The organism is Streptomyces sp. CA-251387, assembly GCF_050936625.1.
GTDB lineage: Bacteria > Actinomycetota > Actinomycetes > Streptomycetales > Streptomycetaceae > Streptomyces.
Window position 1 is genome coordinate 4,977,229 of the sequence record NZ_JBNJMJ010000001.1, and the last position, 15,293, is coordinate 4,992,521.

Here is a 15,293-nt window from a genome sequence, read left to right on the forward strand (position 1 = left end):
TTCGGCCATGGGGCGGGTGGTGTGTCGGGGACGGCAGGTGCCGGGAGGGATCCGGAGAGGTGGACCACGGGGTGCCCTTTCCGCGGCAACGTCCGCTGTTAGCACAGAACCCTTGACGATTAGGTAAGCTTTACCTTATTCATAGCATGGTCAAAAACAAGCCACAGCAAATCCACAGGATCGCTTCGCCGCGAGCCCCGTAGGAAGGCACACACCATGCGACGCCCCTCGGTTCGCCGGATCACTGCGCTGCTCGCGGCCGGCCTGCTGCTCCCCGCCCTCGCGGCGTGCGGCTCCGACGACAAGGACAGCGGGGGCGAGGGAGGCGACTCCTCCCTCGTCATCTACTCCGGCCGCAACGAGAAGCTGGTCAAGCCGATCCTCGACAAGCTGGAGAAGGCCGTCGGCACCAAGGTCGAGGTCCGCTACGGCGAAAGCGCGGAACTCGCCGCGCAGATCCTCGAGGAGGGCGACCGCACCAAGGCCGGGCTGTTCTTCTCCCAGGACGCCGGCGCGCTGGGCGCCCTGTCCCGGGAGGGCATGCTCCAGAAGCTGCCCGCGGCCACGCTCGACAAGGTCGACGAGGCGTACCGCGGCTCCGGCGGCGACTGGGTCGGCCTCTCCGGGCGGGTCCGGGTGATCGCCTACAACCCGGACAAGGTCACCGAGGACAAGGTCCCGGACAGCGTCTTCGACGTCGTGAAGCCGGAGTGGAAGGGCAAGGTCGGCTTTGCGCCCACCAACGCCTCGTTCCAGGCGTTCGTGACCGGCATGCGGGTGCTGAAGGGCGACGAGGTCACCCGCAAGTGGCTCCAGGACCTGAAGGCGAACGGCGCCAAGACGTACGCCCACAACCTGGCGACCCTGGACGCGGTCGAGGCCGGCGAGGTCGAACTCGGCCTGGTCAACCACTACTACTGGTACGAGCGGGTCGCGGAGAAGGGCGAGGACAAGGTCAACTCCAAGCTGCACTTCCTGCCCGGCCAGGACCCCGGCGCACTGATCAACGTCGCCGGCGCGGGCATCCTCAAGGACAGCGGGCAGAGCGCGACCGCCCAGAAGGCGGTGGACTTCCTGCTGTCGAAGGAGGCGCAGACCTACTTCGCGGACACGACGAAGGAGTACCCGCTGGCCGCGGGCGTCACCAGCACCGTGGAGGGCCTGCCTCCGTTCGACTCGCTCGAGTCCCCCGGCATCGACCTCGGCAAGCTGGAGTCCCTCCAGGAGACACTGGCCATGCTTCAGGACGTCGGACTGGTCTGACCCGCCGTGCCCACACCGCCGTCGCCCTCGCGCCCGACCGGAGTCCCCGCCCCGGCCGGGCGCGAGGCCGTGCCCGCCCGCGCGGCGCGTTCGCTCAGCGCACGGGCCGGCACCAGGCCGCCCCTGGTCCTGCTCGTCCCCGCCTGCGTCGCGGCCCTCTTCGCCCTGCTGCCCCTCGGCTACCTCGCCGTCCGCGCCCTGGAACGCGGCCCGGCCTTCGCCTGGGACGTCATCGCAGACGAGCGGACGCTCGACCTGCTCGGCCGCAGCCTCGGCCTGACCGCCGTGGTCGTGGCGGCGTGTCTGGTGCTGGGTGTCTCACTGGCCTGGCTGACCGTGCGCACCGCGCTGCCCGGAGCCCGCGCCTGGTCGGTGCTGGCCACACTGCCGCTGGCAGTGCCTAGTTACGTGGCCGCGTTCGCCTGGCTGTCGGCCGAGCCGGACCTCGCCGGCTTCGGGGGCGCCGCACTCGCCCTGACACTGGTCAGCTTCCCCTACGTCCATCTGCCGGTCGCCGCCGCACTGCGGGGCATCGACCCGGCCCAGGAGGAGGCCGCGCGCTCGCTCGGTCACGGCCCGCTGCGTACCTTCTTCGGCGTCACGTTCCCGCAGCTGCGACCGGCGGCCGCGGGCGGGGCGCTGCTCGTCGCGCTGTACGTGCTCTCCGACTTCGGCGCGGTCTCGCTGATGCGGTACGACACCTTCACCCGGGCCATCCACACCTCCTACCGAGCCTCCTTCGACCGCACCCCGGCCGCCGCGCTCAGCGTCGTCCTGGTGGTGATGACGGTCGCGCTCGTCGCCGCCGAAGCCCGCACCCGCGGCCGGGCCGGCCACGCAAGGACCGGAACGGGCACCGCCCGCCCGGCGGTTCCGCTCGGACTCGGCCGGTGGCGGCCCATCGCCCTGCTGTGGTGCGGGGCGGTGACGGCCGTCGCCGTCGCCTTCCCGCTCGGCACCCTCGGCTACTGGCTGGCCGTCGGCAGCTCGGCCACCTGGGACCTGAACGGCCTCGCGGAGACCGCCTGGGCCACCTTCGGGGTCGCGGCGGCGGGCGCCGGCCTCACCACGGTCCTCGCGCTGCCGGTCGGGGTGATCGCCGCCCGGCACAAGGGGCGCGGAGCAGGCCTGCTGGAGCAGGCGGCCTACGCCGGCCACGCGCTGCCCGGCATCACGGTCGCCCTCGCACTGGTCTTCTTCGCCGTGCGCTACGCCTACCCCCTGTACCAGCAACTCCCGCTGCTGGTCGGCGCGTACGCGGTCCTCTTCCTGCCGGTCGCGGTGGCCGCCACCCGCGCGGCCGTGCTGCAGGCACCGCCCGTCCTGGAGGACGTGGCCCGTTCGCTCGGCCGCCGGCCGTGGCAGGTGCTGCGCGAGGTCACCGTGCCGCTGGCCGCGCCCGGCGTGGCCGCCGGGGCCGCGCTCACCTTCGTGGTCTGCATGAAGGAACTCCCCGCGACCCTCCTGCTGCGCCCCACCGGCATGGACACCCTCGCCACCCGGCTGTGGACCGAGACCGGTGCCGGATCCTTCGCCGCCGCCGCTCCCTACGCCGCCGCACTGATCCTGCTGGCCGCCGTCCCCTCGTACCTCCTAGGCAGGCACCGGAAATGAACGAACTGCACGTCGAAGGGCTCACCAAGTCCTACGGAGCCGGGGAGCCGGTCCTACGCGGGCTCGAACTCGCCGTTCCGGCGGGCGCGTTGGCCGCCGTGCTCGGTCCCTCCGGCTGCGGCAAGACCACCCTCCTGCGGATCGTCGCCGGATTCCTGCGCGCCGACGCGGGCACCGTCCGCCTCGGCGACCGCATCCTCGGCGGTCCCGGCGTCCACCTGCCGCCGGAACGGCGCCACATCGGCATCGTGCCCCAGGAGGGCGCCCTCTTCCCCCACCTCACCGTTGCCCGCAACGTGGCCTTCGGACTGACCGGCGTCGAACGGACCGCACGGCGGCGCCGCACCGAGGAGATGCTGGAACTGGTCGGCCTCGCCGGATACGGCGACCGCATGCCCCACGAACTGTCCGGCGGCCAGCAACAGCGCGTCGCCGTCGCCCGCGCACTCGCCCCGAGCCCCCAACTCGTGCTCCTGGACGAGCCGTTCAACGCCCTCGACAGCGCACTGCGGACGGGAGTGCGGTCGGACGTACGCGCGGCGCTGCGCGCGACTGGCGCCACGGCGATCCTCGTCACGCACGACCAGCAGGAGGCCCTGTCCACCGCCGACCTCGTCGCCGTCGTACGGGACGGCCGCGTCGCACAGTGCGACACCCCGCAGGACCTCTACCGCCGTCCCGCCGACCCCTGGATCGCCGACTTCGTCGGAGACGCCGTCCTGCTCCCCGCCACCGTCGACGGCAACGGCACGGCCCGAACCGCCCTGGGCCCCGTCCCCCTCGCCACTCCGCCCGGCGGACTGAGCGCCGGCACGGTCCTGCTGCGCCCGGAACAACTCCGCCTGACCGATGCGGACTCCGAGGACACCGTGAGGGGCACGGTGACCGACATCTGCTACTACGGCCACGACGCCATGGTCACCGTGGCCGTCGAGGGCCACGACACCCCGGTCGGCATCCGCGTCGCGGGCCCGCTGCCCGTCCGCCCCGGGGAGGAGACAGGCATCCGGGTCGTGGGGGAGGCGGGCCTCCATCCGTAAGCGGCCGGCCCCGACTCGATCGAGCCGGGGCCGGAATCCGGGACTTTCAGCCGTTCTCTAGAACAGGCCCTTGTAGCCCTGCCACCCGGTGGCGATCTGCGTGCGCGAGGTGAAGGAGCCGTTCCCCTTGCCGTTGTTGCGGTAGAGGTTCCCGGAGGTGTCGCGGACGACCAGGTCGGCCCTGCCGTCACCGGTGATGTCGCCGACGCCCACCATCGCGTTGTACGTCCTGCCCCAGGACGTGAAGACGGTGACCCGCTCCTTGAACTGACCCGCGCCCGTGCCGTCGTAACGGAAGAGCGTGCCGTCGCTGCGGCGGGCCAGCAGGTCGCCGAAGCCGTCGCCGTTGAGGTCGCCGGCACCGGTGATGTGGGTGTACGTCCACGCCGAGCGGATCTTCACCCGGCTCTTGAAGCCGCCGGAGCCGTTGTCGGCGAACAGGTAGATGTCGCCCGTGGAGGACTGCCGCGCGATCAGGTCCGTACGGCCGTCGCCGGTGAGGTCACCGGGCGCGGTCAGCACGTTGTACTGCTGCCAGCCGGTGCCCAGGGCCGTGTAGCTGCCGCCGGCGCTGTAGCCGCCGCCCGCGCACTTGCCCGTGTAGCGGCGCAGGGCGCCGTCGGACATGCGGACCAGGAGGTCGTTGCAGCGGTCCTTGGTGAGGTCGCCGAACGGGACGGCGACCGTGCCCGCGGGCCAGCCGGAGCCGGACGCCTTGCTGCCGAAGGCGCCTGTGCCGTTGCCGTAGTGGGTGGTGAGGTAGCCGGAGGAGGTGAGCGTCATCAGGTCGCCCGCGCCGCCGTTGAGGTCGTGGTACGGCCGGGCGCCGCCGGTCAGGGTGAAGGTGCCGGTGGCGGTGAGCGCCGGACCCTGTCCGTCGGCCGGGGTGCCGGTCAGCCGCCAGGTGTAGGTGCCGTCGGTGGCGTACCGGGTGTCGCCGACCTTGCCGTCCCAGGCGGTGGCGAGCGAGGCGTCGCGGCGGGTCGGGGTCAGCGTGCGCACCACGCGCCCGGTCTTGTCCCGGATCTCGGCCTTGGCGCCGGTGACCGGCTTGGACAGCAGCCAGGAGGCGCTCCAGGTCCGGTCGGCGGAGTTGGCGGAGACGTCCACCGACGACTCGACGCGCGACTGGATCTTCTTCACCGGGGACGTCGGCACGCCGCTGTCCGCGACCCGCACCCGTCCGTCGCCGACCGCGTAGGCGAACGTCCCGCCGTAGGGGTCCGCGCTGACCGGGTCCTTGACGCCGGGGTCGGCGGGCAGCTCCTCGACGGTGCGCGGCTCGGCCACGGTCCCGGTGTGGAAGTCGGTGACCTCGACACGTCGCGTCGCGCTGTCGTACGAGACCACGTACCCGTCGCCCAGCTTGCCGGGCCGGGGCAGGGTCATCCGGGTCCCGGTCGCGGCGTCGTACACCTCGACGGGGTTCGTCTCGTACGGCGACGAGCACTCCCAGTACACCCAACGCCCCACGGCCTGCAGGTCCTTGGCGGCGCAGGCGGAGACGGTGGCCGTGCCCGAGGCGGTGGGCAGGCCCGTGCCCTCGAGGTTGCCGGAGCCGTCCACGGTCCACAGCGCGGTGCCCCAGACGGCGGCATTGGTCATGCCCTCGAGGACGCGGTACGAGGGGTCGTCCTGGTCGACCAGGTACTTGTCCTCCTCCGCGCCGGGCCGCCCGTAGACCGCGTACCGGCCGGACGCCGACAGCACCTTGTCGCCGTCGCCCCAGGCGCCGTACGGGGCGCCGGTCAGCTTCGTCAGGTCGGTGACCTTGCCGTCCGCGTCGGCTGACTCCAGCACGTCCTGCCCGGCGTTGTCGGCCAGGACCACGGAGCGGCCGTCACCGGTGCCGACCGGCCGGACGTCCGCGTACCGCTTGAACCGGTCCGCGTCCGATCCGTCCGGCTCGGCCACCACCCGCCACGTCCCCGTCGACGACGTCGTGCCGACGGTGATGCCGCCGCGCTGCGCCACCGCGGGCAGCGCACGGCTGTCGGGCTCGGCGGTGGTGAGCCGCCCGGCGGCCAGGGACAGGGACGCGACCTTGCCCGCCTTCGCCGGCACACCGTGCACGGCCGTGACCACGGGCTTCCCGTCGGCGCCCGGCGCCACCTTGCGCACCGCCCAGTCCGCGGCGCCCGTGCCGCCGGTCACCAGAGCCCCGCCATCCGGGGCCTGCACGATCCGGGACTGGACGTGCGCCAGCACGGTGCTGCGCTCGCCGCCGTCCAACGGGTAGGCGTACAGCGGGTTTCCGAGCCGTACGCGGATGTCCGACTCGGGAATCCAGACGGGGTTGCGGGTGAGCAGGACGTAGTCGCCGGACAGGCCGATCACCGGCTTGCCCTTGGTCTCCTCGGTGTCCCCGAACGCGGACATGCCGACCTTGACGTAGACCGGCTCCTTGGTGACGTCCGAGCGGTCCCAGACGCGGACGCCGTACATGTCGTCGTTGTAGAAGGCGATGCGGTCGGGCGAGAACACCGCCATGGAGTTCCCGTCCACGCTGACGCCGCCCAGCGCCGCGGTGATCTTCGCGCTCTCCAGGTCGAGCAGCCCCAGGGCCGGGCCGCGCCCCTCGACGAAGTAGTGCACGGCCAGCGTCCTGGCGTCGCCGCCCTGGACGGTGTGACCGGCGATGGCGCCCGCGTCCAGCCCGGCCACCGGGGTGTCGGTGGTGCTGGAACCCTCGGCACGCAGGATGTGCAGCTCGCCGCGCTCGGCGCCGTCGGCCCAGACGCCGGTCAGCACGGCGGTGCCGTACGTGCCGAGGTACTTCTGCCCCTCGGGCAGGGTGATCTCGGTCGAGGTCCCGGCCTTGAGGTCCTTGAGGGTGACGGTGCGGGCGGCTTCGTCGTAGATGCCGACGGTGTTGGATCCGGCGCCGGTCACGGCCCCGGCCTCGGCCTGCTCCTGGCTGCCCAGATCGACCGGGTCCCCCTCGGCGGGCACCCAGCGGTAACGGCCGAGGCCGGTCCCGGAGCCGTCGGGCTCCCTCCGCTCGAGCTGTCCGTCGGGGCCCGCGGCGTACAGCGCGTTGCCACGCGGCAGATGGCGGTCGGGCGCGTCGATGGTGACCGGTGCCGCCTGGGCCTGCGCTCCTTGGAGCAGCAACGGGACGGTGCCTCCGGCGACCGCGAGCGCCGCGGCAGTGGCGATGCCGGTGCGTATGAACGTACGCCTACGGCCAGGCGAGTGTCGCCCTGTCACACATACCTCCAACTGGCTGGTGGTGAGGAGGCAGCTCGACGCGGACGCACACGGACACACGCGAACACGCACAGACGGTGCACATCGACGCGGCGCGATGCGGAGCAGGCCTCCAGCAAGCGCCGGAAGGTAACACAGGGCGTCCATGCAATTCGAACGCGTTCATAAATCGCTGATCAGCGGGCGAAACGGGCAGCGGGGCGACGCATGCAGTCCGGGAGTACCGTGGAGGCACCGAGGGCATGTCGCGTACCGGCTCCGACGCCGGTGCCGCCTTCGGCGACCGACGACGCCGGACCGGGTCCGCCCGTGTCCGGGGCAGGGCTTGCCTCATGACCGTGCACGTGCCGGTTCGGCCCACGACCAGCTCACGCCACTTCGGGCCGCAGGCCGGCCCGGACCGGCGGAGTGTGCGGGAGCCACGCCCGCCCAGGCCGGAACGGGGTTCCTCGCCCCGCGAGGGAGAGCGAGTCCGTGCGCTGACCCGGCGTCAGATCGAGGACCGACTGGAGGAACTGGGCGACCTGTACGCCGAGACCTCGGGCGGCGGTCCATGGGCCTGGAACCAGGCCCGCGGCGCCTTCATGCGACGGCTGGCGGCCGACGTACGGCGACCGGGCTTCGAGTTGCTGATCGCGGAGACCACCGCGCTGACCGGATGCGCCTACGGCTTCCCCGTACGCGGCGACGGTCCCTGGTGGGAGGGCTTCGACGGATACCTTCCGGGCAGCCTGCTACGCCTGGCCGCCTCCGGACGCCTCCTGGTGATCTCCAGGATTCTCGTGCCGCCCCGGGTGCGCAGGCAGAATCAGGACCGAGCCTGGAACCTCGCCCGGCGCATGCAGAAACGGCTGCTCACCGACCGCGGTGCCGTCCTCGGCGTCACGCTGGTCAACCGCTACGACCCCTATACCGTGAAGACGCTGTGCTCCTGGGGCTGGCGGTATCTCGAAGGCGACACGCCTCGGACGTCCCCGCTGGGGCCGTTCCGGGTGCTGGTCCTCGGGACTTGAGCACCGCGCGGCGCGTCCCGCGTCAGGGGCCGCGGGCCGTTGTGCCCGCGGCCCCGCTCGGGCGTCGGGGTCAGGACGGGTCGCCGTACTGGAGGCCGCGTCCGTTGGTGCCGACGTAGACGCGCCCGAAGGTGTCGGGGTCGCCGGTGATGACGCCGACGCCGCCGATGCTGCCCCACTGGTGGGCGTCGTCGTTGACGCGGAGCCAGGTGGCGCCCTTGTCGGTGGAGCGGAAGACGCCGGTGACGTCCTTGACGGTACCGATCAGGTACAGCGCCTGATAATCGGCGCCCGGCGCGGCCTTGCCGAAGCCGAGGGCGGAGGCGGACTGCACCGTCTTGAGCGTGGTGAAGGTGCGGCCGCCGTCGGTGGAGTGCAGCAGCCCCTTGCCGCCGCCGGCGATCCACAGGTCTCCGGCGATGCCGGGGGCGGCCGTGAGCTCGCCGCCGGGCAGGTTGGTGGCGCGGGCGGTGAAGGTCGCGCCGTCGTCGGTGCCGGCGTAGAGCGTGCCGCCGGACAGTGAGTAGAAGGTCCTGGCCGAGGAGCGGTCGGCGACCACCACGGCGCCCGTGCCCAGGCCGCTGACCTTCGACCAGCTCGCCCCCTTGTCGGTCGAGCGGTACGGGGCCTGGCCGGCCTGGGTCCAGACGATGGCGGAGCCGTCAGCCGCGAGCGCGACATGTCCGGCGTTGGCGCTGTCCACCGGCTCTGTCCTGAAGCCGGTCCAGCTGGTGCCGCCGTCGGTGGAGTAGGCGCCGTCCTTGTCCCCGCCAAGGCCGACGCGGACCGTCAGCGCGGGCTTGGACTGGGCGAAATCGATGTCGGTGCTGTTGGTCATCATCGGGTTCTTCAGCCGCCCGGCGGGCACCTTGGTCAGGGAGTCGTGGCGGAAACCGCCTTGGTCGCCCATGGCGGTGATGACGGTGGCGCCGCCGGGCGGGGCGATCGCGTCCATCAGCGCGGTCTCCTCCAGCCCTCGGGCCCCCGCGCTCCAGTGGCTGGTGCCGCCGCTGTCGGAGGCGTTGGCGTCCTTGCTGCGCCAGATGCCGTTGCCGGTGCCGTACAGCACGTGCCCGGAGTTGAAGGGGTCGATGGCCAGGGCGGTCATCCAGTGCCCGGTGTGGGTACCGACGTAAGGAGCGGCGGAGGCGCTCCGCACCGACTTGTCGGCCAGGGCCTTCCAGGTCGTACCGCCGTCGGTGGTCCGGTAGATCTCGTCCTCGGGCCACCAGCGGCCGAGGGTGGTGACCATCACCGTGGACGGCTTGCGCGGGTCGACTGCCAGGCCGGAGAACCCGTAGTTGCCCTGGGACGGCGAGATGTTCTTCCACGCCCCGCCGGCCGGCGTGTGCTTCCACACCGAGCCCGCCGTCACCCCGTTCGGCCCGAGGGCGTTGGTGTACGTCAGGTACAGCGAGCCGTCACCGGAGAGCACACCGTGCTGCGGCATCTCGCCGGTCGGCTGCCCGGAAACGGCCTGCCAGGTGTCGCCGCCGTCGGTGGAGCGGTACAGGGAGGTGGACCGGTCCGCGACGCCGACATAGACCGTCTTACTGCCGGCCGGGCCATACGTCACGAAGGCGATGCCCGCGCCGCTGCTCGCCCCGTCCTTGACGGGGAACGAGGAGACCTGCCTCCATGTCGCGCCGTGGTCGGTGCTGCGCCACAGGCCGTTCTTGCGGGTGCCCAGCAGCAGGGTGCCGTTGTCCCCGGGATCGATCGCCAGCCGTTCGCCCGCCCCGCGGCCGTCCTCGTTGCCGCCCAGCTTGAATGGCAGATCGGTGCGCTTGAAGGAGCGGCCCCGGTCCGTGGAGCGCAGGATCGCGCCGTTGCCCGCCCACTCGTTGGTGTAGGTGCCCGCCGCGAGGTAGAGCCGCTTGGGGTCGACGGGGTCGGTGGCCACCGAATCGATGCCCAGCAGGTTCCAGTCCTTCTCCCCGACCCAGTCGGTCAGCGGGATCCACTGCTCGGCCGCGGCGTCCCAGCGGTAGGCGCCGCCCATGTCGGTACGCGCGTACAGCAGGCCCTTCTCACGGGGGTTGAACACCAGCCCGGTGACGTAGCCGCCGCCCACCACCTGGGCGTTGTTCCACACATACGGTCCCGCCGCGGCCGTGGTCTGCGCACTGCCGGCCCCGGACGCCTGGGTCTGGGCCGATTTCACCAGCTTCCACTGCTGGTTGGTGCTGCCCCTGCTCGGATACTGGATGACTGGCGCACCCTGGGCCGTGGAGCCCCCGGAGACGTCCAGGACCTGGCCGCTCCTGCGAGAGGTGAAGGTGACGGCGTCGGAGCCGCTCACCTCGTCCATTCGCCACTCCTGGGAGGTGGAGGAGCTGTCGGTCTGCTGCTCGGCGGCGGCCTTCTCGGCGGTCGAATCGCCGGCTATGCCCAGCACCTTGCCGCTGTTGCGGTTGACCAGCTCGTAGTAGCCGTCCCCGGTGGGCCTCAGCTTCCACTGCTGGTTGGCGGAGTCCTGGTCGGTCCACTGCTGGATACGGGTGCCGTCGGCGGTGGAGAAGCCGTTGACGTCCAGCACCTTGCCACTGCGCACGGAAACCAGCCGGTAGTACGCATTGCCATCGACCGTCGCTGCCTGTGAGTCCTCCTGCGTGAACAGGAGGTACGGCACGAGGACTGCGGGCACGCCGAGCAGCAGGCCGGTGGCGGTCCAGCGACGGCGGTGACGCCCGCGGCGCCCGCCGTTCGTGGGGTTGTCCATGGGGGTGAGGTTCTCCTTGCGTGCTGTTCACCGGAGGAATGCCGGATCCCGGCCACCGGAACTGGCCGGATCCGCTGCCTTGTCGTCACAGGCGCCGCACAGGGTTGCCGCGAGCCGGGAACTTCTTTTCAGGCATCTCGTGGTGCGGTAGGCGCGGATCAGCGATGCCGACCGACCCCGGTGATGAGTTTTGGCGCCCGCACCCGTCACACCTACGAGGGGACACGACGAGGCGGAAGGATGACGTGATGAGTGCGGACACACGGCTGGAGGAGCTGGGCGTGAGCGATCTGGGCGAGGTCGACGAGCCGGAGTTCTCGGGGCTGGCACAGCGGCACCGGCGGGAGCTGCACGTGCACTGCTACCGGATGCTCGGGTCGTTCGAGGACGCCGAGGACACCGTGCAGGAGACGTTCCTGCGTGCCTGGAGGCGGCGGGAGACCTTCGAGGGGCGGTCCACGTTCCGGGCCTGGCTGTACGGGATCGCCACCAACGCCTGCCTGGACCTGCTCGCCAAGGCCCGCCCGGAGCCTGCGACCGGCGGCGAGGTGCTGTGGCTGCAGCCCTACCCGGACCGGCTGCTCGACGAGCTGCCCGCGGGAGACGCGGAGGAGCCGGAGACCGTGGCCGTGGCGCGGGAGACGATCGAGCTGGCGTATGTGGTCGCGGTCCAGCACCTCGCGCCGCGCCCGCGGGCCGTGCTGATCCTGCGGGACGTGCTCGGCTGGCCGGCGAAGGAGGTCGCGGAGCTCCTCGGGGACTCCGTCAACTCCGTGAACAGCGCGCTGCAGCGGGCCCGCGCCGGCATGCGGGAGCACCTGCCGGCCGAGCGGCAGGACTGGACCGGCGGCGAACAGGACGCCGGGACGCGTGAGCTGGTGCGCCGCTACACCGACGCCAGCGTGGCCACGGACATCCCGGCGCTCGCCGCGATGCTGCGGGACGACGTGCGCTGCTCGATGCCGCCCACGCCGGGCCTGTACGTCGGCCGCGACGCGGTCGTGAACGACTGGGTCGAGAGCGGCTTCGAGGGCATGAAGGGTCTGCGTGGCGTCCGCACTTCCGTGAACCGGCAGCCCGCCGTCGCCTTCTACCTCTGGCGGAAGCAGGAGGGCGCGTACCTGCCGCTGACGATCGACGTCCTGCGCGTCACCGGTGGCGCGATCACCGAGATCATCACGTTCCACGACGACCAGTTCCCGCGGCTCGGGCTGCCGGAGCGCCTGCCGGCCGACGGCACGGAGTAGTCGAACTCGCGCTCTCAGGCGCCGCCCCGCCGCGCGGTCCTGCTGCCGCACCGGCGGGGCTTGAGCGGCCGAACCTTCCGGGGTACGGACCTCGTGGTTTCAGGAGAACAGCAGGCGCCAGGTCAGCGGGCCGGGGCTGCCGTCGGTGTCGCCGCGCAGTTCCTTGCGGGACTTCTGGAAGTCCCGCACGTTCAGCCGGTCCGCCTCGCCCCAGGTCTCACGTCCACGGTGTAGGAATGTCGGGGGTGTGCTCGTTCCGTCCCCACTCGGAGGAACCGAGCGGATGGTTGTACGCGGGCCGTCCCACGTTCCCGCTCGTCCGGAAGGGATGGCCGTTGTCGTCGACGCGTACGGTGCCCCGCTGGTCACCGCTGGACCAGACCAGCTCCAGGTACCAGCTCACGTTGTGCGCCCGCGCGTCCGCGAAGATGTAGAAGACCTCGGGATCGGACTCACTCACCTTGTACGGGAAGTCGCGCTGACCGGCCTTGGGGGAGAGGGCGGGCCGCCCGGCATCGAGGTCCACCCCGAATGATGCCGTCTCGACGCCGCCACCGCATCCGACGCCCATCTCGAAGTCGTTCCAGGCGAGCGGCGCGCTCTTCTCCACCACCCGCACATGCAGTTCCTCCAGGACGACGGTGGCCTTCCCGGTGCCCTGCACGGTCAGCGCGAGCATCTGCTGCCCGCCGGGGACCCCGCCGAGCGCGGTGACCCACCCGCGCGCGTCCGGCTCACTCGGCGGCGGAGGCACCTGCTCGGGCTGCCGGTCGACCAGGTAGTGCTGGCTGCACGGGTCTTCCCACTTGTACGGATTGACGGCGACGTTGGGCGCGGTGGCCCCGTTCTCGGAGCCGCCGTCCTGGGCCGTCCCGGCCCCACTGCTCCGGGAGGCGGAGGCGGGTGCCGTGGGAGTGCCGCCGCGTGAGGCGGACGGCGAGGCCGACCTGCCCTTCGCGCCGGCCGACTCGGAGGCGCCGGGGCTTTCGTCGGCGGAATCGCCGGAGCCGGCAGATTGAGAGGCAGCCCCCATGGGCTGCTTCCCGCCCCGGTTGTCCTCCCCCTCGCCGGTCCCAAGACTCGCCAGGAGCACGGCCGGCACGAGGACGGCGGCCACGGCCGTCCCGGCGAGAAGGACGGTACGCCGCCGGGCCGCGGGAGCCTTCGCCCAGGGCCGCCGCCCACCCTCGGGACCGTCCTCGGCCGTTGGCGCTTCGGTTCCCGACATCTCGGTCCCGGCCTCCGCCGCGCCGGTTCCAGCCTCCGTCGCCGTCCGCGCCCGCGGTTCCTCCTCGGCAGGGGCCCCACCCGCCCTCCGCCTCCGCCGGGCATCCGCGAGCACCCACCGCCGATGCAGCTCCACCAGTTCCTCGGGCGTCGCCTTGCACACCCGCGCGAACCGCTCCACGGGCGCGTAATCCGTCGGTACGGCATCCCCGTTGACGTATCTGTGAAGCGTGGACGCACTCGTGTGCAGCCGCTTCCCGAGCACCCCGTAACTGAGCCCGGACCGCTCCTTCAACCGGCCCAACAGCTCCGAGAACTCGTCCCCCGCCACCGTTCCTCCCTCTCCCCACGTCCCGGACCCCCATTCCAGGGGGAGGTCATTCCCCCAGGTCAGAGCCACTGCAAGCGTTCCAGCGTCCCGGTTACCCCGGCAGCCGTGGCGGCCGGGACGGGTCACCGCACAAGCTCGGGTCATCCAAGCACGCCGCTCCCGGCACGCCGTTTCGGGCATCCGGTCGAGCGGCCCATGCCAACACCCGTACCGCACAAGGGGGATCACATGTCCACACGCACCCACCGCACCCGCATGCTCGTCGCCGCCGCGCTCACGGCCGCCACGCTGACGTTGACGGCATGCAACAGTGGGAACGGCGTCCAGGACGAGGGGGCATCGGCAGGATCGGCGTCCAAGTCGGCGCCCACGGCCTCCACCACGCCCTCGCCCGAGGCGGGCCGGGGAACCTCAACGGGGACGGCTCGGACCGACTCGGCCGGCTCGACCTCCGAAGGCTCGACCGGCGGTGCGGCCGGTTCGAGCGGCACAACCGGCTCCAAGGACTCGGAGCCCACCACAACCCCCTGCTCCCCCAGCTCCACCCGGACGGCCGCCACGGAGGTCTCCCGCCCCCTGAACCACCTTCTCCTCACCGTCACCAACACCGGCTCGAAGAACTGCGACCTCACCGGCTATCCGGTGGTCCGATTCGGCGAGGCCCAGTCCGTCCCGCCGGCCTTCGAGGACTCCAAGCCGCAGGCGGTGGTCACGCTGGCTCCTGGCGAGTCGGGCTATGCGAGCGTCCTTCTCTCGGCCGCCGACGGCAGCGGTTCGAACGGCTACACGGCCAAGTCCCTCACGGTCCACTTCGACCAGGGCGCGAGCGCCGCCGCCAACCCGTCCCTCCCCGCGAAGGGCGTCCACGTCGACGACTCGATCCGCGTCTCGTACTGGCAGTCGACCATGGCCGACGCCCTGGCCTGGTGATAAGGGACAGCAAAAAGGCCCCGGTCTCTGGCCTGGGCCTTGGTCATGGAGCGGGTGACGAGCACGTTCGAGCCGACCGGCCCGCCACGTGATCAGCCGGAACCGGGAACGGAACTGTCGGTTGCTTCGTGTCCGGCGCGGCGGCGGTACTCGGCGTTGATGCGCTGAGCTTCCTCGAGTTGGTCCTCGAGGATGACGATGCGGCATGCGGCCTCGATCGGGGTGCCCCTGTCGACGAGCTCGCGGGCGCGCGCCGCGATCCGCAGTTGGTAGCGGGAGTACCGGCGGTGTCCACCCTCCGAGCGGAGCGGAGTGATCAGACGAGCCTCCCCGATGGCTCGGAGGAAGGCCGGCGTGGTCCCGAGCATCTCGGCGGCCCGCCCCATCGTGTATGCGGGGTAGTCGTCGTCGTCCAGGCGATCATTGAGGGGGATATCTGCTGTCATGTCACCTCGTTGTGCAATGCGTCGAGGGGCCCTGGTGCCGTACGGCACCAGGGCCCCGAAGGAAATTCAACACCATCTGTCGGCCCTAATGCTGTGCCGACCTTCTGTTTCCGCTACCAGCCCTGCAGAAGGGGGGTGCGGGGATCGCGGCTGCGTGACCGGGGACCACCTTCCAATCCGGGGTCTTGCGGTACCCGGTCCGAGTGCCTCTCGGGCCGGGCGATCCTGATGGCGTCTGCTCCTCCGTCCT

Annotated in this window: 10 protein-coding genes; 6 read left to right on the forward strand and 4 right to left on the reverse strand. The window is 71.8% G+C overall.

Translation table 11 applies throughout. The features are described 5' to 3' along the window. The first annotated feature begins 216 nt into the window (after positions 1–216). The 3 genes from ACQEV2_RS22265 to ACQEV2_RS22275 are packed head-to-tail and all read left to right on the forward strand — an operon-like array spanning position 217 to position 3,917. Positions 217–1,263: an iron ABC transporter substrate-binding protein gene (locus ACQEV2_RS22265; protein WP_433044184.1), complete on the forward strand. Its 1,047-nt coding sequence runs from the start codon at positions 217–219 to the stop codon at positions 1,261–1,263. Between the two features lie 6 nt (positions 1,264–1,269). Beyond that, positions 1,270–2,877, forward strand: coding sequence for an ABC transporter permease (locus tag ACQEV2_RS22270; protein WP_433044187.1), 1,608 nt, complete (start codon positions 1,270–1,272; stop codon positions 2,875–2,877). Then, positions 2,874–3,917, forward strand: a complete 1,044-nt coding sequence (locus ACQEV2_RS22275) for an ABC transporter ATP-binding protein (RefSeq protein WP_433044190.1) — start codon at positions 2,874–2,876, stop codon at positions 3,915–3,917. Before ACQEV2_RS22270 ends, ACQEV2_RS22275 begins: the two co-directional genes overlap by 4 nt. Before the next feature lie 57 nt (positions 3,918–3,974). Here the strand turns inward: ACQEV2_RS22275 and ACQEV2_RS22280 are convergent, their stop codons facing one another. Next, a complete protein-coding gene (locus ACQEV2_RS22280; protein ID WP_433044193.1) occupies positions 3,975–7,127 on the reverse strand; it encodes an FG-GAP-like repeat-containing protein in 3,153 nt (1,050 codons plus the stop codon). Positions 7,128–7,459: 332 nt separating this feature from the next. On the opposite strand from ACQEV2_RS22280, the gene ACQEV2_RS22285 reads away from it, so the two are divergent. Then, positions 7,460–8,140 (forward strand): hypothetical protein, encoded by a 681-nt coding sequence (locus tag ACQEV2_RS22285; RefSeq protein WP_433044196.1) that lies wholly within the window; start codon positions 7,460–7,462, stop codon positions 8,138–8,140. Between the two features lie 70 nt (positions 8,141–8,210). Here the strand turns inward: ACQEV2_RS22285 and ACQEV2_RS22290 are convergent, their stop codons facing one another. Next, positions 8,211–10,862 (reverse strand): RICIN domain-containing protein, encoded by a 2,652-nt coding sequence (locus ACQEV2_RS22290; RefSeq protein WP_433044199.1) that lies wholly within the window; start codon positions 10,860–10,862, stop codon positions 8,211–8,213. Positions 10,863–11,110: 248 nt separating this feature from the next. Here ACQEV2_RS22290 and ACQEV2_RS22295 point away from each other — a divergent pair, with 248 nt between their 5' ends. Continuing rightward, positions 11,111–12,109, forward strand: coding sequence for an RNA polymerase subunit sigma-70 (locus ACQEV2_RS22295; protein WP_433044202.1), 999 nt, complete (start codon positions 11,111–11,113; stop codon positions 12,107–12,109). A 217-nt stretch (positions 12,110–12,326) separates the two neighbouring features. Here ACQEV2_RS22295 and ACQEV2_RS22300 read toward each other — a convergent pair whose 3' ends face one another. Continuing rightward, a complete protein-coding gene (locus ACQEV2_RS22300; RefSeq protein WP_433044205.1) occupies positions 12,327–13,667 on the reverse strand; it encodes a helix-turn-helix domain-containing protein in 1,341 nt (446 codons plus the stop codon). Between the two features lie 228 nt (positions 13,668–13,895). On the opposite strand from ACQEV2_RS22300, the gene ACQEV2_RS22305 reads away from it, so the two are divergent. Then, positions 13,896–14,597, forward strand: a complete 702-nt coding sequence (locus tag ACQEV2_RS22305; RefSeq protein ID WP_433044208.1) for a DUF4232 domain-containing protein — start codon at positions 13,896–13,898, stop codon at positions 14,595–14,597. A 92-nt stretch (positions 14,598–14,689) separates the two neighbouring features. Here the strand turns inward: ACQEV2_RS22305 and ACQEV2_RS22310 are convergent, their stop codons facing one another. After that, positions 14,690–15,043 carry a MerR family transcriptional regulator gene (locus ACQEV2_RS22310; protein ID WP_433044211.1) on the reverse strand — a complete coding sequence of 118 codons (354 nt, stop codon included), beginning with the start codon at positions 15,041–15,043 and terminating at the stop codon, positions 14,690–14,692. Between the last annotated feature and the right edge of the window lie 250 nt (positions 15,044–15,293).

Bases quoted from the DNA above. Each gene is read 5' to 3' on its own strand.
- ACQEV2_RS22310 (WP_433044211.1), bottom strand. From the start codon at position 15,043: ATGACAGCAGATATCCCCCTCAATGATCGCCTGGACGACGACGACTAC.
- ACQEV2_RS22265 (WP_433044184.1), top strand. From the start codon at position 217: ATGCGACGCCCCTCGGTTCGCCGGATCACTGCGCTGCTCGCGGCCGGC.
- ACQEV2_RS22275 (WP_433044190.1), top strand. From the start codon at position 2,874: ATGAACGAACTGCACGTCGAAGGGCTCACCAAGTCCTACGGAGCCGGG.
- ACQEV2_RS22285 (WP_433044196.1), top strand. From the start codon at position 7,460: ATGACCGTGCACGTGCCGGTTCGGCCCACGACCAGCTCACGCCACTTC.
- ACQEV2_RS22295 (WP_433044202.1), top strand. From the start codon at position 11,111: ATGAGTGCGGACACACGGCTGGAGGAGCTGGGCGTGAGCGATCTGGGC.
- ACQEV2_RS22305 (WP_433044208.1), top strand. From the start codon at position 13,896: ATGTCCACACGCACCCACCGCACCCGCATGCTCGTCGCCGCCGCGCTC.
- ACQEV2_RS22290 (WP_433044199.1), bottom strand. From the start codon at position 10,862: ATGGACAACCCCACGAACGGCGGGCGCCGCGGGCGTCACCGCCGTCGC.